Origin of the sequence: Paenibacillus aceti, assembly GCF_003614185.1 — a bacterium.
Taxonomy (GTDB): Bacteria; Bacillota; Bacilli; order Paenibacillales; family Paenibacillaceae; genus Fontibacillus; species Fontibacillus aceti.
The window spans coordinates 1460062-1482036 of the sequence record NZ_KZ987724.1 but is presented as its reverse complement, the minus strand read 5'-3'; the positions used below and the strand labels follow the sequence as shown (position 1 = coordinate 1482036).

The following is a 21975-nucleotide window of genomic DNA, read 5'->3' as shown; positions in this document are numbered from 1 at the left end:
GTTTCGTTGCGCGCCTAGCCAAGCTAGGCATAACTAACTGATGAAAGTTCAGTCGGGGTAAAGACCAAGCTGCCCCGTAGCTAGCAGGCAGTCTACGACGAAATTCGTGGACTGAAGCCCTGTAAAAAGCATGTAAAAAAAAACATGTGAAGCAAATCCACAGGCCGTAATGAAAATGAACCCTACCGCATCGTCAAGGTTAACCTACCTCAAAGGGAGGAAAAGAGAGTGCCGAGCCCCGAGCGAAAGGGTGAAGGCCATGGAACGCATGAAGAACTTGGATCGCAGTGCGGAAGAACTCTCCGGTGTATAGGGGTCGGCATGTGGAGAAAGTTATGTCTGGAACTAGGGAGACCCTCACCCACACGAAAAAAATACGTAAATGGTGAACCTATAAGCCTAAATAGGTGAAATGGGAATCCGTGGGAAGGGAGTCGGAGGGGGCCATAGTACTGATGAGGCAAAGGACAACATAACCTTGCGGAGGGAAGGGCGTCAAAAGACAATACCCCACTTCATTCATGGGAACTGAGGAGGTAAGAGCGAGTGAATGCCCGAAAGGCTAACTACGCCAAAGAAAAAGCTCGACAACTACAAAGAACTCTATACCTTGCGGCTAAGGAAAAACCGACACGTCGATTTCATGCCCTCTATGACAAGATCTACCGGGAAGATATCATGACCTACGCGTGGAAACAGATCAAAGCAAACAAAGGTAGCGCGGGGATAGATCGAGTAACGATCCAGCAGATTACCGAAGAATATGGAGAGAAACGCTTTATCCAGGAAACCTGTGGTCAACTCAGAAATGGAACGTACCGCCCCTCTCCCGTTCGGAGAGTCGAAATCCCTAAAGGGGATGGTCGAACAAGACCCTTGGGGATTCCAACCCTGCGAGATCGACTGGTACAGATGGCCACAAAAATCGTGCTAGAAGGGATCTTCGAGGCAGATTTCAAGGACTTCTCCTATGGATTCCGCCCGAAACGAGGTGCCCACGATGCGATCCAGAAAATCATGACGACGGTCAATGAAGGGAAAATATACTGGGTCGTCGATGTGGATATCAAAGGATACTTCGATCATATATCGCATGAGAAACTGATGATGCTGGTAGAGAGGCGAGTAAACGATCGTAGAGTATTGAAACTAATCCGCGGATGGTTAAAGGCAGGAATCATAAAAGATGATCAGTTTTATGAATCAGAGCTGGGAAGTCCGCAGGGCGGCGTGATATCTCCATTACTGGCCAATATCTACCTCAACTATCTGGATACGATATGGGAGCAACAATTCTCCCATATCGGTACGCTGGTCCGGTATGCTGACGATTTAGTCGTTTTATGCTACCGAAAAACGGAAGCGATGGAGGCGATTCGCATCTTAAGAACGGTGTTCACCCGCTTGGAACTGGAAATGAACCTAGAGAAGAGTAAGCTGGTGAACATATGGGACGATGATGTGGGTTTTGATTTCTTGGGACATCACTTTCGGAGATTAAAAGTGGCTCGCAAAGGGGGAAAGGAAGCTCATATTTTGAGAAGCTTTCCATCCAAGAAGGCGATGAAGAAAATGCGAGCGACGGTGAAAGAGATAACGGGCTCACGACATCTACTCCACAAGAAAATAAATGACTTGATCGGGGAACTCAATCCAAAAATCCGAGGATGGAGGAACTACTACACCCAAGCGGATAAAGGGATAGCAAACCGTTTTCTGAGTAAGATCGATTGGTATATTCGAAGAAGATTGCTAATCTTCTGGAGGAAGAAACACCATAGACGCAGACCGAGCCAGGGGATCTTTGAGTTACTCCAACGAGAGGGTTTGAACTCGGTTACGACGTGGAAAAGGAAAAGTACGTACTGCCCAAGGTGAAGAATGTCGGAAAGCCGTATGCGGGAAAACCGCACGTACGGTTTGATGAGGAGGGGCTGGTAAACCCAGCCCTTTACTCTACAGAGCACGGACCTAGGTGTGAAATAGAAGGCCCAGATTCCATCTGGGCCTTTGCTATGTCCATTTCAGGGGGCGTGGCCTGTATTGGTGGAGCAGAGCAATGAGTTTAAATGAAACTTAAACGGAATATGGGTCTATTTTAACCCCGTCATGATAGCTTGGAATAGAGAACTAGAAAGGACGAAATCATGATCATACGGGAGTGAAAATATGTGAGTACCAAGAAGAAGTCCAGGTTTTGGATCATAACAAAAAACACGGTTTTGTTCATTATGGCAACGGTTTTTATTTGGATCGTTTTTCATCTCGCCCTGACAGCGCACGAACAAGAAAAATATCCACCCTTGGGACAGTTGGTTAAAGTAGACGGGAGGCATATGCACATTTATACAAAAGGGGACGGAAAGCATACTATGGTCCTATTAAGTGGTCTTGGCACAGCCGCCCCTGCATTAGATTTTGAGCCCTTAATAAATGAGCTGGCGATAAATAATAAAGTAGTCGTAGTGGAGCTTTTTGGATATGGTTGGAGTAGCTTAACGAATAAGGAACGAACCGTGGAGAATATAGTGGAAGAGCTTAGAACTGCTCTACATCAGGCAAGTATTGAAGTGCCCTATATATTAATGCCACATTCAATATCCGGCATATATAGCATGTACTATGCCAATAAATATCCAGAAGAAGTTAAAGCCGTTATAGGGATTGACCCGACCTTGCCACAAGCATTGCAGTATTTTGGGGAATCTGCTCCTACAATGCCCCAATATATGGGGTATATTTCACTAACTGGAGTTTCCCGATTAGCTACATACATTAATCCAAAGAATTACCTGCCTATAGCTGAAGAAGGTACTTATTCCGAAGATAACTTAACAATGACCAGAGCCATCTCGGCTTGGAAAGGGTATAACAAGAATGTCATAGACGAAATCAATGAAATAAAAAATAATGTAGACAAAACAGCTCCTTTGAAATTTCCACGGGCTCTCCCCGTCCTGTTCTTTACTACGAAAGAAGACAGAGTCAATCAGGATGGTAAGTCCAAGACAGCCTTCTACCAAACACAATTAACCAAGAGTTCTGCCAGCAAGATCATTGCCTTAGAAGGACATCATTATCTTCATTGGACCCGTTCTAAAGAGATGAGTCAGCAAGTTCAAGAATTTACAGATGCACTTACGGATGAGTAAAAAAAGGAACATGTATAGTAATTTACGGCAATTTATAATTATGATACTATAGCAAATAGGAGATGTATGGAAGGAGCATGGACCGTAATGGGAGATATCCTTTAATGGCTCATTAATTGAATGATGATTGATTCCGCATGTTATGGGGGTCAGTTTATCGTTTTCAATTTTTACCATTATAGGATCGCTGGGTTCATATGCTATAAACACACCGGGCGAATACCAATTTTATGGTGTTCGTTTTTTTATTGGTGAGATTACATCTCCAGTAGCAAGATGTTCAGCGTTTCCACAAGGGGATGCTTATCAATGAAAAGATTAATGAATAAGATCGCGATTGTGACTGGGGCTAGCCGGGTAAATGGCATCGGTACCGCTATCTGTAGAGAATTAGCCAAAGAAGGCGCAGATATTTTTTTTACCTACTGGTCGAAGTATGATCGTCAAATGGAGTATTTCATCGAATCGGATCTGGAATGGCCGCAGCAACTCATGGAGGAGATCCGTGGGCTTGGGGTCAGATGCGAGTTGATGAGGTTGGATCTTTCGCAGCCGGAAGCACCGAGTGCGCTGCTTGATCAAGTTCATAAGAAATTAGGATCACCATCCATTCTTGTGAATAATGCCACCTATTCCGTGGACGTGGATTTTCGATCGATCGATGCAGATATTCTCGATGCTCATTATGGCGTGAATGTGAGAGGAACTTGTCTGCTCATGGCGGAATTTGCGCGTCAAATTGAAGGCAAGCATGGCGGCCGAATTATTAATATGGTGTCAGGTCAGGATAAATCGCCCGAGCCAGGGAATTTGGCTTATGTTGCTACCAAAGGGGCGGTCTCTACTTTTACGAAATCGGTTGCTCTGGAGCTGGCGCCGCTCCAAATTACAGTGAATGCTGTAGATCCTGGGCCTACGGATACGGGATGGATGAGCCGTGACTTAAAGGAGCAATTGCTGCCTAAATTTCCGATGGGTCGGATCGGGGAACCTGCAGATGCGGCGAAGCTAATCGCCTTCCTGGCGAGTGAAGAATCCGAATGGATCACAGGACAAATTATTCATTCAGACGGAGGCTTTTGGTGACCAAGCATTTGTAGTTATAAATCATGACTGGGGGAGGAATATTTCTTGGCAAAGGATTCGTCAAATCACCCCATCAAAAAGAGTCGTATTTTTTTGTTATTAGGGTTGCTATTAGTTGTTTTATCCGGGTTTCGACTTTTATGGATGGAGCTGGCCCCCCATTCAAAGCATGTGTCAATCGAGAACGGACAATTGGATTTGCGCAATTGGGATGCGGAAGCTGGCGAGATGTTCTTGCTTGATGGACAGTGGAAGTTCTATCCTTCGCAATGGCTGATGGATGGGCGGGGACAGCGGGAATTTAGCGATCATGAGCCAAGATTTATTCAGGTCCCGGGAGGCTGGAATCGAGCTCTGCATGCGGGAAAATCAACACCCTATGGCTTCGGTTCTTATCGTCTGCGTATTTATGTAAATCCGGAAAAGGATATGAACTATAGTATTCGCATTCCCAGTGTGCGCACGGCATCAGAATTATATGTAAACGGACGATTGCTCGCCAAATCCGGTCGGGTGGGGGAGACGAAGGAGGAGTATAAGGCGAAGAACCTGCCTTATTCCACCACCTTTACGGCCGATGAGAACGGTGAAATCGATTTAGTGATCCAGGCGGCGAATTATATAGATAGTCGCAGCAGCGGCATTATTCGCTCGATCAAATTGGGCTCGGAAGAAGCGATCGCCAAGGATATGAAGCTCTCCGTGTCTATGCAGATGTTGGCTGCCACTATATATTTTATGCATTCGATCTATGCACTGATTTTGTTCTTGCTGGGAAATAAGCAGAAGCGTCTATTATATTTTTCTTTGCTGACGCTATGTGTAACGCTTAGTAACGTATTAAGCAGTGATGAGAAGCTATTCCATCAGTTATTTTATATCGGCTCAGGCTGGGATTTTCGGCTAGCCAATGTCGCTTTCATGATTGGTTGCTATGCTTTGCTGGAGTGCACGAACCATCGTGAGCTCCCTTATTGGAGAAGAGTATATCCTTTGTATACGGTGATGTTCCTGGGGACGGCTGTGATCACGTTCTTTTTAGCGCCTCATCAGGTGATTATGCTATTCCCGGTATATTTTCTATTGGGGAGTATCGCAGGGGTAGTTACATTGATTGCCATCTTTAGAATAGTCATTACGGATATCAAAAAACACCTTCTACTGTTATGCTCTCTGTTAGCGCTGATTCATCATTCTCTCTGGTCATTATACTTGCGGGAAAGCGGTATGAGTATCGTTCATTATCCGTTCGATCTGATTATTTCGATGGGCTGCATCGCTTCTGTCTGGTTCAAGGATTACTTCATGATGCATGCGAACACGAAGGAGATCGCCGCGACCCTGCAGAGAATGAATAATCATAAGGATCAATTTCTGGCGAACACTTCCCATGAATTTAAGAATCCGCTGCATAGCATTATGAACATGTCGCAGTCTGTTCTAAAAAGAGAGCGGCATTTGCTGCAGGATAGGAGCATCAGAGAGCTTGAGACCGTTCTTACTGTAGGCCGTCGGCTGACCTTTATATTAAACGACTTGATTGATGTGATGAGTCTGCGGGAAGGTAATCCTCGTCTACAGCAGGAAGTCATCCGGATTCAACCGATCGTGACCGGAGTGCTGGATATGCTGCAATTTAATGCCGAAGTAAAGGAAGTCCAAATCGTGAACCAAGTTCCTGAGGATTTCCCGCCAGTCATTGCCGATGAGAACCGGGTTGTTCAGATTATCTTCAATTTACTGCATAATGCGGTGAAGTTTACGAATGAAGGGATCATCTCCATCCAGGCTTACTCCAAGGACGGAAGGGCATATATTGCGATTGCGGATACCGGGATCGGGATGGATGAGGACATGCTGAAGCGTCTGTTTCGCCCCTATGAGCAAGCTGGTACGAACGAGACCCTGATTGAAGGCGGCTTTGGATTAGGCTTAAGTATTAGCAAGCAGTTGGTCGAGCTTCATGGTGGTAAGTTGGATGTATCCTCTGTGCTTGGAGAGGGCTCTAAATTCACCTTTTCGTTAGAATTAGCAGGGCCGGAAGCAGTGGAGAAGGTGGCTTCTAGCTCATTCGAATATCTGGCGCTCAAATATATGCCGATTCAGGAGGAAGTCGCCGTCGATGTGGAAAAGGCAGGGTTCACTCTAGCTCAAAAACAAACCGTTTCAGATGAAGAGAAGTTGGCCCGTCCCTTTATATTGATCGTGGATGATGATCCAGTGAATCTGCAGGTGCTTGAAGCCATACTGCCTTCAGATGAGTACAACACAACGATGGCAACGAGTGGTAAAGAGGCGCTGGCGATGCTTGAAGCCAAGGAGTGGGATCTGGTCATTTCAGATATTATGATGCCGCGAATGTCGGGGTTTGAGCTGACGCGAAAGATTCGCGAACGGTTCACACTCACGGAACTTCCCGTTTTGCTCCTGACTGCAAGAAGCCAGCCGAAGGATATTCAGTGTGGATTTCTGGCGGGAGCGAATGATTATGTAACTAAACCGGTAGAACCGTTAGAGATCAGGTCACGGATCGAAGCGCTGACGACGATCAAGCAGAGCGTTCAGGAGCAATTACGATTAGAGGCGGCATGGCTGCAAGCGCAAATTCAGCCCCATTTTCTATTCAATGCATTAAATGCGATTGCTGCTCTAAGTGATGTGGATCTAGTCAAAATGCGGGATTTACTGGATGAGTTCAGTATTTTCCTGCGCAATAAGTTTAGTTTTCAAAATATGAACGGCCTGGTTGCGATTGATGAGGAGCTGAGTCTGGTGCGCTCTTATCTATATATTGAGAAAGTTCGCTTTGATGAACGGCTAGAGGTCGTATGGGACTTAGACGATCAATATGCAACGCTGAAAGTTCCGTTTCTATCGATCCAGCCGTTAGTCGAAAATGCAATCCGACATGGCATTATGAAGCGCAGCCGCGGAGGGCGGATGATCATTAGGATTTCCGTCTATGACGCGTATGCCGAGATATCTGTTGAAGATGACGGGATCGGCATGGACGAAGCGCAATTACAGCGCATGTTGGAAAGGAAGGCGGATCGAAGTGCCGGGGTCGGCTTGATCAATACTGATCAACGATTAAAGAGACATTTCGGATCAGGACTTCATATAGAGAGCTCGCCAGGCAAAGGGACCAAGGTGGCTTTTCATATACGGAGAAGCAGTGTTCATGCCTCACAGGTGTAAAGAGCAGCGGGGGGGGGGGTTAAATCCAGAGCAGAAGAGCCGTGGAAGCGGATGATTCTGAACACCCCGCTGCTTCATCTATTTATGTGAACATATAAATACGTTACGGATAAGGCCGACTGCTCCACTTTCTGGCGCAAATAATTCAAATTTTTCGTTGACAGTTTTTAGCAATATAAGGATAATAAATGTAATCATAGTAAAAGGAGGAGTGGTAAGCTAGCTTTAATTTAAGAGAGTTATGTACGTGCAAAGATTCGGTTGTCCCTTAATACATGAACCCCAAAAGGAGTGTAGCGATGTACATGTACGATAAAATCGTAGATATTCTGTGTGCTATTAAAGAAGACCAACCGGAACTCCGCCAATCCCTGTCCCCCAATACTGATTTGAACAATGATGTTGGCCTCGATTCGCTACAAATGATTCAGTTTATGCTCAAGGTTGAAGATCAGCTGAACATTATCATCGATTATGACCAATTCGATTATGAACACCTCCACTCGATTGATGCTTTTATCTCTTTTCTGAAGAGCTGCCAACCGCAGAAGCAGCCATTGTACGAAGATGTCAAGCAGTAAAGCTGCTGCCATTCCGAAGACTGTCATGGGGACCTTCGATCCCGAGACACGCTGGAGAGATGCGAATCTGGCCCGACTGCCAGCGATGCCCGACAAGGACCGTGAGTCGATTGTCCTGTGCATGGACGAGCTGCTCTTTCCGTTCTGCGGGCCGGATGATACCCTGCACAGCCGCTGTAAACCTGATCCCTCACTGCATGAGTATCTGCATGGCTTGGGCTTTTCTTTTCGTACCCGTTATCATTTTGATTTATATGAGCAGAAGGAGCCTTTACCCGAAGCGGATATCTTCAAACAGTGCATATTCAGACTTGCAGCTGATCAAGCTCACTCGCCGCATGAAGCAGTGTTCACCTCCGCCGCCCAAACTCTGTCTCCCTATGCCGTCACGGCGGATACGGAAGCTTATCTCAATGTTGCCGGGCCTTTTACAGCTCTGCCGGAGCTTAAGACGGTTATGCGTGTTAACTCCAAAATATACTCCAACCGGCTCCTGTCCAAAATCGGCGACAAGTGCTGGGGGACCGAGATCAATAGTGCAGCGGAACTGGAGACAGCCGGAAATGCGCTTCTTAAGCAGGGGGTATATCTGGTCAAAGATCCCTTCGGTGTGTCGGGCAAGGGCAATCTGCTCATCGACAGTGAAGCTATGCAGCGCCGAATCGTGGCGCATCTGTCTAAGCAGGAGGCGAATGGGTGGCGCTCTCAATTCTTGCTGGAGCCTCTGCTGCCCAAAGAGATCGACCTTAGCTCGCACTGGTTCATCCGGGAGAGTGGTGCGCACCAATTTATCTCCGTGCAACGGATGATGAATCAGCAGCAGAATTATAGCGGTTCTATTCAGGCAGACAGCACATTCATACGATTACTGGAGGAAAAGGGCTATTTCGAAGTGATAGAAAAAGCACTCCGGCAGTTGGCGGAGGACGGCTATCATGGCTTCGTCTGCTTCGACTCCATGATCCTGAGGGATGGCGAGGTGGTCCCGATTGTAGAGATCAATGCCCGCAAATCTATGGGCCTGATCAATGCTTATCTCGATCAATGCTGGGAGCCGTACGGTCGTACAAGCTGGCTTACCTTCTTATCTCTCGGCCTTCCGGAGGGCTTCGTGTTCGCCAAATTGCTGCATGCACTGCGCGAGTCCGGTCTTCTCCTGACTGTCCCGGGAGGGTACGGGATCATGCCTCTATCCTCCAACACCGTCATGATCAACGAGTTGCTGACGCTACGCCGTATCGCTGACGATGCGAAGATGAAACGAGGCATGCCGAAAGGACGGCTGTACGTATCCGTGCTGGGCCGTGACGACGGACACCGCAGCGAGCTGCTGGAAAGCCTGCGGCAGGTGCTGGCCGACTTATCTGTTAAAGTGTACAACTAAATATAATGCTCGGAGGCGACGCATGAATTCATCTTCGATTATTTTGCTGGCGTCGGGAAATTCCCTCGGCGCATACATCCCGGCTATGCATCTGCACACTTATATGCAGCATAGATGCGTCGGAACAGAAGTTCATGTTCTGGAAAATCTGTATGACGAAGAAATCCGGCGCAAAATCCGTCTCACCAAAAAGGCGTTCCATGCCGATTTCTCCGTTGCCCGGATGGGACATAAGCTGGCTAAGACCGTTGACACTTCACTGGATGAGGGAGCGGTCCAATGGCTGCTGGAGAGCTGGAAACGGGACGGTGCTACCCGCTTTGTAGTGTTTACCGGCTTCTGGCTGCCGATTCTGGAGCGCTATAAGAGCATTGCCGGAAGCACTCTGGACATTCAGCTGATCCGATTGGATGCATGGGATACGCCGTCATTTAAGGTGCATAAGCAGTTGTATCCTGACTATGATAACTTCTGGTTCTATGAGCCTTCGAGGCTATCTCCGACCAGTTACATCGCTTCGGATGCAGTGGACCCACTGCCTTATGGGCAGCGCGGCGGACGAATTCTGATCCATGGTGGCGGCTGGGGAATCGGGACTTATGCCCGCACGATCTCGGAGCTTCGCCAGCTTGGCTTCGGCCTGGATGTGATCGTCTACGATCCCGCCGAGGTGGAGGAGGATGACGGGGTTACACGCTATTTCGGAACGGAAGCTTCATGGGACCCGTGGAGCCGGGATGCACAAGGGCGGCATACCTTTCCGCCGATGCTCCGTTATATCCGTGAAGGTGGCGTTCTGCGCGAGTTTCGGCTGGATGACTATTCGGTTTATACAGAGCTGCTGCGTAATTGCGCGGCGATCATCAGCAAGCCAGGGGGAGCGACCCTGAACGACTCGTTGTCATATGGTGTCCCGTTTATCATGCTGGAGCCATTCGGGGACCATGAACTTCACAACTCGACCTATTGGCAATCCTGCGGCTTCGGTATCGGGTTTGCGGAATGGAAGGCCGGGGGCTTCTCGAAGCTTCATCTGGAGGAAATCTATAGAAGATTACTGGAGCAGCGATCAATAATTAACCATTATGGGGAGGTATACCTATGCAGCCGAAAACAGCAGTTACGTTCGACCCTCTGACATTCCGGAATATGAAAAGAACCCTGGTTCCGCTGGCGGAAACGGGTAGGAAGCGCCGGGAAGATCCGACTTATGCAGCTCCCGTGCCTTATGAGATCGGGATCAAGCTTAACAACGGCTGCAATCTGCGCTGCAAGCATTGCTTCGAATGGAACCCGGAGGGCTTCCATCACGGTTTTGCCAAGGAAGTAAAGAACGACGAAATCGAGATTTCTGTCGTGGAGAAGCTGCTGGATGAGACGAGAGAACGTAAGTCGCGCGTATTTCTATGGGGCGGGGAACCGCTATTCTACTCCAAGTTCGATGAATTGGCTGAACTGTTAGCTAGAGAAGATCGCTATACGACCATCTGTACGAATGCGATTCTGATTGAACAGAAGCTGGACTCCATTCTGAAGATGTCGGAGAATCTGGTCATGCTGGTCAGCCTGGAAGGCTTCGAGCAGGAGAATGATGCGATCCGGGGCAAAGGCACGTTCAAGAAAGTGATCCATGCGGTACAGCTGCTGCTGGATTTGCAGAAGGAGGGCCTGTACAAAGGCAAGGTATCCATCGCTCTGACCGTGAATGATCAGATGGTCGGTCAGCTCTACAGCTTTATGGAATTTTTCGAAGAGATGGGCGTAGATTCCGTATACTTCTGCTTCCCTTGGTATATCCCTTCCGATACGGCCGAGAAAATGGATAGCTACTTCGACGCTCATTTCCCGCATCTTGCCTCTCACTTTGCCGAAGACCATAAGAACAGCTGGCACTCCTTCACTTTTCATATCTCACCAGACCACTTTGACACACTGATCGAGGAATTGAAAAGAGTGAATTCCCGAGTATGGAAGGTACGCATCCGTTATCAACCGGCGCTGGAGCCCGAAGAGGTAGAGGGGTTTATCCGCGGCAGTGAGAAGCCGGCGATGAATCGCACGAAGTGCTTCTCTATCTCGAATCGGATGGATGTGATGCCGGACGGCAAAGTCAATCCGTGCAAATTCTTCCCTGAATTCAGTGTCGGCAATTTGTACGAGGAGAGCGTGGCGGATATATTCCATGGTGAAGATCTCCGCAAGCAGCGGGAGGTTCTGGCCTGTGGTCTGATGCCGATCTGTTCGAAATGTGTGCTTCTTTATAACAATGGAGTTTAAGCGCTTAAATTTTATATCACCCATTCAGACAAAACAAGCTATCGTCCAGGAGGAGCAAAATGGACTTTATCCATGTACGGGAGCTGCACAAATCATTCGTGTACTACCGGAAAGAAGCCGGGCTTAGAAATTCACTGAAAAATCTCTTTGTCCGCAAGTCACTGGTGAAGGAAGCGGTTAAATCCGTTTCCTTCGACATTGGCCCTGGCGAGTGCGTCGGATTTCTCGGTCCTAATGGAGCGGGGAAGACCACGACACTCAAGATGCTGTCAGGCATTCTATATCCCACCAGCGGGGAGGCTAATGTGCTCGGCTATGTGCCATGGGAGCGCAAAAATGAGTTCAAACGGCTGTTCTCCATGGTGATGGGGCAGAAAAACCAGCTATGGTGGGATCTTCCCGCCAGCGAATCGATTTATCTGAATAAATGTATTTATGATGTGGACGATCATCTCTACCGTCGGAGTCTTGCCGAGCTATCGGAAATGCTCGATGTACAAGATCTTCTGGATGTGCAGGTACGCCGCTTGTCCCTCGGCGAACGGATGAAGATGGAACTGATCGCCGCGCTGATCCACCGACCTCGTCTGCTATATCTGGATGAACCGACGATCGGTTTGGATTTCCCCTCACAGAAGAAGGTTCGGGAGTTCCTGAAATACTATAATGAGCAGTTCGGCGCGACGATCCTGCTGACGAGCCATTACATGAAGGATGTGGAGGATCTCTGCAGACGGACGATCATCATTAACGAAGGAAATCTTCTGTATGACGGGGAGCTTCACAGAATCAACGATCGGTTTGGCGAGCAGAAAATTATCAAGCTGCAATTCTCCGAGCCCGTCACCGAGCAGCGCTTGGCCAAGTTCGGAAGGATCGTTCGTGCGGACGATTATAGCGCGGTGCTTGAACTGCCCAAGTATCGTCTGAAGGAGGTATCCCGCGCAGTGCTGGATTCTTTTCCGACGATTGACTGGACGATCGAGGATGTACCGATTGAGGACAGCATCTCCATGCTCTATCACAAGGAATCCGTCGGATGAACAGGCGTAGATTGTATTCCGCTATCTTCTCGATGGGTGTCCAGCATTCGATGGAATATCGTCTTCACTTCTTTCTCGGTCTGCTTGGAGCTATGTTTCCGATTCTCGTCCAGTATTTCATCTGGACGGCGGTCTATCGGCATTCCGGTCAGGCGGCGCTGTTCTCGTATTCATACGGTCAAATTATATTGTATACGATCCTGGCCGGATTGGTGTCTAAGTTAATTGCTACCCAGTTCGAGCAGCAAATTGCGGATGATATCAAAAATGGTGGCCTTAACAAGTACCTGATCAAACCAGTCAGCTATTTCGGGTATCGGCTAGTTTCTTTTTTCGGCCAGAAGGCGATCTATTACGGGATTACTGCTCTGCTGCTCGGCGGTATTATCTGGTTTGCATCAGCAAGAGGCGCACTTGAGCTCCAAGCTATACGCCTGATTCTGTTCGCGATTACGTTGTGGGGGGCACTGCTGCTTAATTTTCTGATCGCTTATTGCATCTGCGCTAGCGCTTTTTATCTGCATGAAATTTCGTATTTCTTCGTGATTACAAGTCTGCTCGTCAATATTTTGAGCGGCGGCATGTTCCCGTTGGAGATCTTCGGAGAGTCCGTTGTAAAGGCGCTGCAATTCACACCCTTTCCGTATACGATTTATTTTCCGGTCAATGTCCTCAGTGGCAAGACCGAAGTGGCGGCGATGTACCAGGGGCTGCTCATTCAATGGGGTTGGATTCTGCTGTTCATCGGGCTATCCCGTCTGACATGGCAGGTCTCCATGAAGAAATATTCGGCGGTCGGGGGGTAGCGGAGAGTCCGTATGTTTAGAACAATGAGAAAATACGCGCGACTATACGGCATATTCATCAAAAATTGCCTGATCGCTCAGATGGAGTTTCGCGGTAATTTCATGATGAGTCTGCTCGTCGAATCTGTCTACCTGGTCGCCAAGCTGCTGTATGTGCTAGTCGTGTTCCGTACGGATCTTCACGTAGACGGCATACCGCCCGAAGGGCTGCTTCTATTTATAGGGATGCACACCGTAGTGACCGGCTTTTATGTGGGACTATTTTTTACAAATTTCATGAAAATCCCGGAGTATGTCAAGGACGGCTCACTCGATCTCATGCTGACGAAGCCGGTTTCCCTTCAGTTTATGGCATCCTTGCGTTATGTTGATCTGGCGCTGCCGATCCCTGATATTCTAGTCGGGCTGGTCATGATCGGCATCGGTTGGCATGCTATGGAAATCCCGCTGACCTTTTTGCATATCGCAGGCTTTGCCCTGCTGCTGCTCGTCTCCATGGTGATCACGTACTGCCTGATGATTATCCCGGCGCTGCTGTCCTTCAGGTTTGTGCAGACGGGTGCGGTGTCAGAGATTGCCCATTCCGTCTGGGACGCTAACAATTTTCCGATGGCGATCTACCCGACTTGGGTTCGGCGGATCGGGACCTTCGTCATCCCGCTGTTCCTGATTACCAACTTCGGCCCGTTGTTCCTGCTTGGGCAGCTTAGCTGGCTCTATGCAGGATTGGCGCTGGCCGGTTCGCTCCTGCTCTTCGTAGCCATACGGCTGCTATGGCAGCGGGCTGTGAGAGGATACAGCAGTGCGAGCAGTTAGGCATTTCTGCATTTTCATATCACTCATCAGAAGGGAGAAAATCAGATGAACGCCATTCAGCTTCCAATAGTGAACCCGCCACTTAAAGTCTTTCTGCGCTGGGCCTATACCTTATCGATTACGAGCGCCCACGATGAGACGATACCCTGGTATTACAGCAATTTCATCCAGCTATTTTGCAATAAAAAATTTCTGGAGCGCGGTAGACAATATTATATCGATTTCTTTCGAGGCAAGCCTAACGAGCTGAATTTCAATAATCCGTTTCTGCTCACCTGCTCCGTCAATTATACGATTCTGCAGAGCTTGGCATCAGAGGCATGGCCTCAATTTTTCGCAGAGCAGATCCGTAGTGGCTATTATTGTATCGTGTTCCTGGATGAATCTAAGCTATCTCCAGCCGCTTCCTATCAGAAGGCTCCGTTTCCTCATCATCTTTTTCTATATGGTTTTGATTGGGGCGAGAGGGTCTTCTATGCTTCTATGTTCGATCGTACGGGTGTGTATCGTAATTTGCAGATTCCCTTCCAGGAGTTCGAGGATGCCGTCCATTCCATGAGACAGCTCTTGCGAGACAAGCTTACGGCGGATCATCATACGTATTTCTATAAATATGAGCCGCATTCTCCTTATCCCTTCGACCGGATGGCTGCGATCGATCAATTGCGTGATTATCTGAACGGGGAGACTCATTTAAACCGGATCAATTATAATCCTGACGATAAGGAAGCCTTCGGCATCAAGGTATATGATTATCTGCAAATGTACTATGATGCTGTGGAGAGCAATGATCCTCGGCTGGTTGAGCGCAATGACGTGAGGCATCTTCATGCTCTCTGGGAGCATAAAAGAATGATGAGTGAGCGGGTCAAATATTTGGTCACTGAGGGGATTATCCCATACGATGAAGAGCTTGTGGAGGGCTGCAGAGAATTGAGCATAAGGATGCTGAAGCTGCGGGATCGGTATATTCGCCATGAAATGCGCACGGACAGAGAAGTGTTTCCGCAACTGAGAGCCCAGTTTGACCAGTTCCGGGAGGTAGAGCCAGTTCTCCTGCAAAAATTGATCAAGCTGCTTGAAGGCTAAAAAAGAAGCCCCCGATGGAAGTTTCGCAAGCCGGTATGTGATATATGCTGGTGGGTCGAGTTTCTATTGGGGGCATTATTTTTGAATTGACTTTTGGCAGAAGCCATTCTTAAATGGGGATATTAGAGAAAATAGGTGTATATGAGCAGTTATTAGCTAAATAGTAAACAAAGTTTATAAAAAGAAAGTGTGTAAAGTATGATAACTCTCGGATTAGTAAGACATGGTGTGACCGACTGGAACAATCAGGGGAAGGCTCAAGGGATTTCTGATATTCCATTAAATCAAGAGGGGAGAGATCAAGCTGCTGCGTTAGCTAAAAGACTGTCGACGGAAGGCTGGGATGCAATAATATCGAGTAATCTTATACGGGCGCAAGAGACGGCTCATATCATATCATCATATAGTGGCATTAGCCTTCATCCTACAGATGAACGTTTACGAGAAATGAATTGTGGCTTAATAGAAGGGACTACGGAAGAAGAGAGGGTGTCGAGTTGGGGACCTCAATGGCGCAAATCCGATCTAGGAATGGAAAGCTTCGATCAGGTAGCGGAGAGAGGCCATGAATTTATCCAAGAGATTAGTTTGAATCACCGAAATAAACGAATTTTGATCGTAAGCCACGGCGCTCTCATCGGCCTCACTTTGAAGAGGCTCCTGCCGAATATTTTTACCGAGACCCATATCAGTAATGCGTCCTTAACAGTAATTAAAAAAACGGAAGAACAATGGGATTGTGAGCTCTATAATTGTGTCGAACATTTGAGTATTGGTAGGTGCCGTTCTTGAATCCAGGCATATTATATAACGATGGCGATTTTCCAAAATATAAGCGAATGGGAATGATACGATGAATAATATTGATAAGCGGAATAGACTTAGTGAGGAAGTGTTTACTTATAGAAGTACTAAAGATAATAAGATCTTGATTTACTGGAAGGGCAAGCAAGTTACCGTTCTTACTGGCAAGGCGAGTGAAACGTTTCTGAAGTCGATCGAAGGCAAGGATCATTTGGAAACGCAGCTGGTAATGGCTAAATTGACAGGCAATTTCAAACGTGGAAACGAGAAGAATGCTAAATCGAAGTAATGAACCGCAGGGATTCCAGCAGTGGGCGAGTGTTGAGTCAGCTTACTGTTTCTAACGAAACACCATATCGCTATTTGCATGAAAACAAGGGCCGATGAATTCTAACGAAACACCATATCGTTATTTGCGCTAAATTCAGGGTTTTAGCTGGTATTTTCGCGAAATAGCGATACGCAGTTTCGTTACAATGTGCAGAGGCTCTTTTTGGTGCGAATAGCGATATCCAGTTTCGTTAGACGGTGGAATGCACAGCAAAAAGGGCGCGGTAATTATGACGAATCTGTGGAACATATTAGTGGCGGGCAGACTGGTTACGATCTCTATCAAATCTGAAATTCGGCCGATGCTGAGGCCTTGAATGTGGCGCTAAATTAGGCTTAGATGCAATATATGCTAGGTAACAGATGCTCCTCAGTATATGTCGAATGAATGCTAATAATTAATTGCTATGACATCAATCATGCTATATCAACATTTATCCGCCCATATTGACAACTATCATTTACAAATTAATCCAATGGTCATATTGACTTGTTCTTATAATCTTTGGTAGAGTATGGATAATAAACCCATCAAGAATTGATTTTCCTACATATCCCATTAACAGGGACTCACCGACCTCAGAATCTACTCAATAACATTTCCAAATAACATGCCAATCTAGAGCAACTAACTTCTTCTTAATCTTATCCAAAAATCGACCTATTCGCTTCTAAAACTACCCATTTCCCGATTTTTCGATAACTCATCTTCTCTATCTATGTTTTCTGTTGATCCGATAATTGACAATAGCATAAGGCCTGGCCTGTAGGGCTGTATCCTGTATATTGAGATCCTGATTCATTCAATATATATAGAATTGATGCGAGATCTATCTAACTTGGTATATGGGAGGAATTTCACATGAACGTATCGACATCGGTTCAGACGTTGAGCGATGTCACTTATCCTTTGACGCATCCACAGAAGCGCATATGGTACATGGAGCAGATTTTTCCGGGTACCTCTATAGCCAACATTGGCGGCCCCGTCCGGGTGAAGGGTGCAGTTGATTTGAGTCTGTTGGAGCAAGCGATACAAGCGTTTATTCGCCGCCATGAAGGACTTCGAATTCAGCTTGTAGCCACTGATGGGGAAGCACAGCAAAGGGTTAAAGACGATGGAGAGCAGTCGCTAGATTTTTTTGATTTTTCGCAGGAAGTGGATCCGGAGGAGGCTTTTTGGTCATGGGTGAATCGCGAAGCAAGACAGCCCATCCCATTGGTGAACTCCAAGCTATACTATTTTGCTATATTTCGTTTATCGGACGAGGATTGCGGCTATCTAGTGAAGAGTCATCATATCATCTCTGACGGCTGGTCGAATCAGCTGATAACTGCACAGATCGCGGAATTCTATACGAAATTAGTGAACGGGGGGACCATTGAGGGCACAACCACAACTGAGCCTGATCCACCTTCCTATCTAGAATATGTGCAAGCGGCACAGCGCTATTTTACATCCCCAAGATTCAACAAGAGCAGACAATTCTGGCATGACAAATTCAGAACCATTCCTGAGAGTGTGGCGCAAGCGTCCGTCAACGATACCGAGGGAAAACGTTATACCTTGCCGCTTGATCTCGAGCTATCCCAACGCATCCAAGCTTGGGCCGATGAAACGGGAGTATCCTTAAATACACTGTTTATACTTACCTATTTGATCTATGCGTATAAGACAACCCAGCAGCGGGATTTGGTGGTAGGAACACCTGTATTGAACCGCTCCGGTAAAAAGGAGAAAGCGATGTACGGGATGTTCACCAGCACGATGCCATTCCGGTTTGAGCTTGATCCAGAGGCGACCATTCAAGCTACGCTAAGTTCCGTCCAAAAAGGGCTGATGGAATGCTATTTTCACCAACGCTATCCCTATGACTTGCTTGTCCAGGAGCTGGAACTGAAGAAAAAAGGCTATGACCAGCTATTTCATACCAGCATCAATTATTACAATACGAAGCTCCAGACCAGCTTGAATGGGGCTCCGATTGAGAATGTGGAATTCTACAATGGCCATCAGTTGTACGAGCTGCAGATCGTTATCAAGCATTGGGCTGCTGATGGTGCCTTGACACTGGACTATGATTATCGCCTGGATGCCTATCAAGAAGAAGAGATCGAGGATCTGTCGCGAAGGATGCTGCTTATCATCGAGCAGATGCTGGATAACCCCCAGGCAGCAATCAGAAATTTAACCCTATTAACTATAGCGGAGAAGCACCGCGAGTTGTACGAATATAACCAGACACAAATGTCTTACCCGCAGGAACAAACCGTGCTGCAGTTATTCGAGCAGCTGGCCAGACGGAACCCGGAAGCTACGTCCTTAATGTATGAGCAGGAAAAATGGACCTATCGACAATTAAACGAGCAGGCGAATCGCTTAGCCCATTTTTTGATCTATCGAGGTATTACCCGTGAATCGATCGTTGGACTCTGGATGCAGCATTCGATCGAGGCGGTCGTCGCGATCCTCGGTGTGATGAAGGCAGGGGGCGCTTATCTGCCCATCGATCCGGCTTATCCTCAAGAGCGAATTCACTATATGCTGGCGGACTCGGGCGCCGGGCTCGTCATCACTAATTTAGCGGATGCGCGGCTGGCGGATTATTCCGGTGAGATCATAGCTTATTCAGAAATTGCCTGGGATGGACTTGATCCGTCCAACATGAGTCAGGTTCATGAACCTGAGGATCTGGCTTATATCATATATACCTCTGGCTCCACTGGCCGACCCAAGGGAGCGATGATTGAACATAGAGGACTGATGAATTATATCTGGTGGGCCAAAAAGGTATACGTCCGCGATTCCGTGCCGACTTTTCCCTTGTACTCCTCCCTCGCTTTTGATCTGACCGTTACTTCTATATTTACACCGCTCATCAGCGGCGGACGCATTATCGTCTATCGGGACCATGGGGATGAATTTATTCTGTACCGCATTATGCGTGACAATGCTTCAACGATCATTAAGCTGACTCCGGCGCATCTTGCTCTATTAAAAGAACGGGACAATACAGGATCATCCGTAGAACGCTTTATCGTTGGCGGCGAGGATCTGAAGACGAGTCTGGCCGAGGAGATTACCGCATCCTTTGGTGGCGCAATCGAAATCTACAATGAATATGGCCCGACCGAGACGGTCGTGGGCTGTATGATTCATCCATTCCATCCGCACGAGGACAAGCGTGTCTCTGTACCGATCGGTGTTCCAGCGGATAATGTCATGCTCTATATTCTCGATCCGGATCAGAATCCCATAAGATCGGGAGCGATTGGGGAGCTTTATATCGCAGGTGATGGAGTCGCCAGAGGGTATCTGCATCGTGCAGAGCTGACTAAGGAGAGGTTCCTCCAGAATCCGTTCGTGCCTGGCACTCGCATGTATCGTACAGGGGATCTGGTGAGACGGCTGGCGGATGGCAAGCTGGAATATATCGGCCGGATAGACCATCAAGTGAAGATACGAGGCTATCGCATCGAGATGGGAGAGATCGAGCAGGCGATTCTTCAGCATGAAGCAATCTCTGACGCAGTCGTCATAGATCGAGAGAATGAGAGACTTGGAAAATATTTATGCGCATATGTGGTCAAGCAATCTCCCATTGAAATAAGCGAGCTTAAGCAGCATTTATCACGGACCCTTCCGGCATATATGATGCCTGCAGCGTTCGTCGAATTGAAGGAAATTCCGCTTACGATTAACGGCAAAGTGAATCGGGGGCTTCTCCCAGAGCCGGATTTCACTTTAGCACAGGAAAACGAGTATGCGTCAGCACGAAGTCGTGAAGAAACGGACTTGATTGAGGTTATTAGCGGGGTCCTGCAGCTTGAATATGTAGGTATTTACGATCATTTCTATGATCTGGGCGGAGATTCGATTAAAGCGATTCAGGTCTCTTCAAGAATGAATCGCTTGGGCTACTCACTTAAGGTTAGAGACATATTGGAGCATCCGGTTATTGAACAGATGGCGTTAAGGCTGGAGCCTTTGGCAGCTAAATATATCTATCCGCAGGAACGTTGTGAAGGGGAGGTTGCAGCTTGGCCGATAATGGCCTGGTTTTTGGATCAGCAGTTTGCGCAGCCGGATTATTATCAGCAATCTGTGTTGCTGGAGCTGAAGAGGGATGTTGCCGCCGACCTCATTAGAACGGTTCTGCTGCGTCTGGTCTGGCATCATGATGGATTACGGTTGCAAGTCAATCTGGATACCCGGGAGCTTATGTATTACAACCTTGCCGACCGGATGATCCTGTTCCAGGAGATTTCACTCGAGGAGCTCGATGATCCCGCCCAACAGCTGCGCATCACTGAAATCAGCGAATCCTTCAAGTCCCAGTTCCACCTTCGCGACACGCTCTTGATCGGCTGCTGTCTAATGGATCTCGGACGTCATGGCAAGAGACTTCTAATTACGGCCCATCATCTCGTCATGGACGGTGTATCATGGCGTATCCTCCTGGAGGATCTGGCGGAATCGCTGAGCAGTCATGCACGTGGGGAGGAGTATGTGCTGCCTTTCAAGACAGCCTCGCTGCAGATATGGTCTGACGTATTGTCGAGATATTCCATGACCGGGCAGGAAGAGCAGTATTGGCAGGATACCGTGGCTGCCATACGTCCGATTCCCATCGATCATAGCGAGGGTGAAGCCTGGGTCAGTAGCTCCCATACGGTGGAGCATAGGTTGACAGTAGAGGAGACAAGCCGTCTGCTCTACGAGTCTCATCAGGCTTATGGTACGAAGCCATTAGATTTGCTCATGGCAGCCCTAGTTCATGCGGTATGTGATATCTACCAGTTGGAGGAGACGGGGATCGAGCTGGAATCTCATGGACGCGAGCCGCTTGAGGGGATCGACCTTTCCCGTACGATAGGCTGGTTTACATGTATGTACCCTGTCAAATTTACACGATCTGTCCACGGAGCGGATGCCACCGCGCTGGCTTCCCTAATCAAAGAGGTAAAAGAACAGCTCCGCTCAGTCCCCGCGCAAGGCATCGGATTCGGCATCCTGCATTCGCAGGGGAAATTATCCGCCGATTATGATCCTGGCCGGTTAATTCGCTTCAATTACTTGGGCGATTTCGACACAGTTTGGAATAACCCTTGGTTCGGATTAGCCGAGGAGAGCAGCGGCCGAGATACGAGCAGCCAGAATGAGCTGACCTGCTTGATCGACGTACAAGCGATGATCGTCAACCGATCGCTGCGGCTCAGCATGACCTACAGCCGTAACCGTCTCGCTGACGAGACGATGGCTAAATTGATGGCTGCCTACAGAGAAGCCCTGACATGTATCTTGAATCATTGCGCGGGCAGTCAAGTACGGGAATATACGCCTTCGGACTTTGAGACAGCCAATCTGTCGCAGGAGGAGCTCGATAGTTTGTTCTTCTAGAACTTTCC

General features: G+C 47.8%; 15 protein-coding genes. All 15 read left to right on the top strand.

Features of this window, described 5'->3' with window-relative positions:
- Positions 1-546: 546 nt before the first annotated feature.
- Complete coding sequence (ltrA, locus tag BFJ94_RS06530) at positions 547-1878, top strand: group II intron reverse transcriptase/maturase (RefSeq protein WP_120461934.1); 1332 nt, start codon at positions 547-549, stop codon at positions 1876-1878.
- Between the two features lie 293 nt (positions 1879-2171).
- The gene (locus BFJ94_RS06525) at positions 2172-3152 is read left to right on the top strand and encodes an alpha/beta fold hydrolase (protein WP_229717035.1); all 981 of its coding nucleotides are present in this window, start codon (positions 2172-2174) and stop codon (positions 3150-3152) included.
- Between the two features lie 309 nt (positions 3153-3461).
- Positions 3462-4238, top strand: coding sequence for an SDR family oxidoreductase (locus BFJ94_RS06520; protein ID WP_120461933.1), 777 nt, complete (start codon positions 3462-3464; stop codon positions 4236-4238).
- Between the two features lie 45 nt (positions 4239-4283).
- Positions 4284-7436 carry a hybrid sensor histidine kinase/response regulator gene (locus BFJ94_RS06515; RefSeq protein WP_120461932.1) on the top strand — a complete coding sequence of 1051 codons (3153 nt, stop codon included), beginning with the start codon at positions 4284-4286 and terminating at the stop codon, positions 7434-7436.
- A gap of 305 nt (positions 7437-7741) precedes the next feature.
- Positions 7742-8017, top strand: a complete 276-nt coding sequence (locus tag BFJ94_RS06510) for an acyl carrier protein (protein ID WP_120465118.1) — start codon at positions 7742-7744, stop codon at positions 8015-8017.
- Entirely contained in the window at positions 8004-9401 is a 1398-nt protein-coding gene (locus tag BFJ94_RS06505) for an ATP-grasp domain-containing protein (RefSeq protein ID WP_120461931.1), read from the top strand. The genes BFJ94_RS06510 and BFJ94_RS06505 overlap by 14 nt, the downstream gene beginning before the upstream one ends.
- Before the next feature lie 22 nt (positions 9402-9423).
- Positions 9424-10539: a hypothetical protein gene (locus tag BFJ94_RS06500; RefSeq protein ID WP_229717034.1), complete on the top strand. Its 1116-nt coding sequence runs from the start codon at positions 9424-9426 to the stop codon at positions 10537-10539.
- Positions 10503-11678: a radical SAM protein gene (locus BFJ94_RS06495; RefSeq protein ID WP_120461930.1), complete on the top strand. Its 1176-nt coding sequence runs from the start codon at positions 10503-10505 to the stop codon at positions 11676-11678. Before BFJ94_RS06500 ends, BFJ94_RS06495 begins: the two co-directional genes overlap by 37 nt.
- A gap of 59 nt (positions 11679-11737) precedes the next feature.
- Positions 11738-12721, top strand: a complete 984-nt coding sequence (locus tag BFJ94_RS06490; RefSeq protein WP_120461929.1) for an ABC transporter ATP-binding protein — start codon at positions 11738-11740, stop codon at positions 12719-12721.
- Positions 12718-13527 carry an ABC transporter permease gene (locus BFJ94_RS06485; RefSeq protein ID WP_120461928.1) on the top strand — a complete coding sequence of 270 codons (810 nt, stop codon included), beginning with the start codon at positions 12718-12720 and terminating at the stop codon, positions 13525-13527. Before BFJ94_RS06490 ends, BFJ94_RS06485 begins: the two co-directional genes overlap by 4 nt.
- A gap of 12 nt (positions 13528-13539) precedes the next feature.
- Positions 13540-14343, top strand: coding sequence for an ABC transporter permease (locus BFJ94_RS06480; RefSeq protein WP_120461927.1), 804 nt, complete (start codon positions 13540-13542; stop codon positions 14341-14343).
- Positions 14344-14388: 45 nt separating this feature from the next.
- A complete protein-coding gene (locus tag BFJ94_RS06475) occupies positions 14389-15432 on the top strand; it encodes a hypothetical protein (RefSeq protein ID WP_120461926.1) in 1044 nt (347 codons plus the stop codon).
- Between the two features lie 198 nt (positions 15433-15630).
- The gene (locus BFJ94_RS06470) at positions 15631-16224 is read left to right on the top strand and encodes a histidine phosphatase family protein (RefSeq protein WP_120461925.1); all 594 of its coding nucleotides are present in this window, start codon (positions 15631-15633) and stop codon (positions 16222-16224) included.
- Between the two features lie 61 nt (positions 16225-16285).
- A complete protein-coding gene (locus BFJ94_RS06465) occupies positions 16286-16525 on the top strand; it encodes a hypothetical protein (RefSeq protein ID WP_120461924.1) in 240 nt (79 codons plus the stop codon).
- Between the two features lie 903 nt (positions 16526-17428).
- Entirely contained in the window at positions 17429-21967 is a 4539-nt protein-coding gene (locus tag BFJ94_RS06460; RefSeq protein WP_120461923.1) for a non-ribosomal peptide synthetase, read from the top strand.
- Positions 21968-21975: the final 8 nt, after the last annotated feature.

Excerpts from the sequence above, each read along its gene's own strand:
- BFJ94_RS06520 (WP_120461933.1), top strand. The coding sequence starts at position 3,462 with ATGAAAAGATTAATGAATAAGATCGCGATTGTGACTGGGGCTAGCCGG.
- BFJ94_RS06510 (WP_120465118.1), top strand. The coding sequence starts at position 7,742 with ATGTACGATAAAATCGTAGATATTCTGTGTGCTATTAAAGAAGACCAA.
- BFJ94_RS06505 (WP_120461931.1), top strand. The coding sequence starts at position 8,004 with ATGTCAAGCAGTAAAGCTGCTGCCATTCCGAAGACTGTCATGGGGACC.
- BFJ94_RS06500 (WP_229717034.1), top strand. The coding sequence starts at position 9,424 with ATGAATTCATCTTCGATTATTTTGCTGGCGTCGGGAAATTCCCTCGGC.
- BFJ94_RS06495 (WP_120461930.1), top strand. The coding sequence starts at position 10,503 with ATGCAGCCGAAAACAGCAGTTACGTTCGACCCTCTGACATTCCGGAAT.
- BFJ94_RS06490 (WP_120461929.1), top strand. The coding sequence starts at position 11,738 with ATGGACTTTATCCATGTACGGGAGCTGCACAAATCATTCGTGTACTAC.
- BFJ94_RS06485 (WP_120461928.1), top strand. The coding sequence starts at position 12,718 with ATGAACAGGCGTAGATTGTATTCCGCTATCTTCTCGATGGGTGTCCAG.
- BFJ94_RS06480 (WP_120461927.1), top strand. The coding sequence starts at position 13,540 with ATGTTTAGAACAATGAGAAAATACGCGCGACTATACGGCATATTCATC.
- BFJ94_RS06475 (WP_120461926.1), top strand. The coding sequence starts at position 14,389 with ATGAACGCCATTCAGCTTCCAATAGTGAACCCGCCACTTAAAGTCTTT.
- BFJ94_RS06470 (WP_120461925.1), top strand. The coding sequence starts at position 15,631 with ATGATAACTCTCGGATTAGTAAGACATGGTGTGACCGACTGGAACAAT.
- BFJ94_RS06465 (WP_120461924.1), top strand. The coding sequence starts at position 16,286 with ATGAATAATATTGATAAGCGGAATAGACTTAGTGAGGAAGTGTTTACT.
- BFJ94_RS06460 (WP_120461923.1), top strand. The coding sequence starts at position 17,429 with ATGAACGTATCGACATCGGTTCAGACGTTGAGCGATGTCACTTATCCT.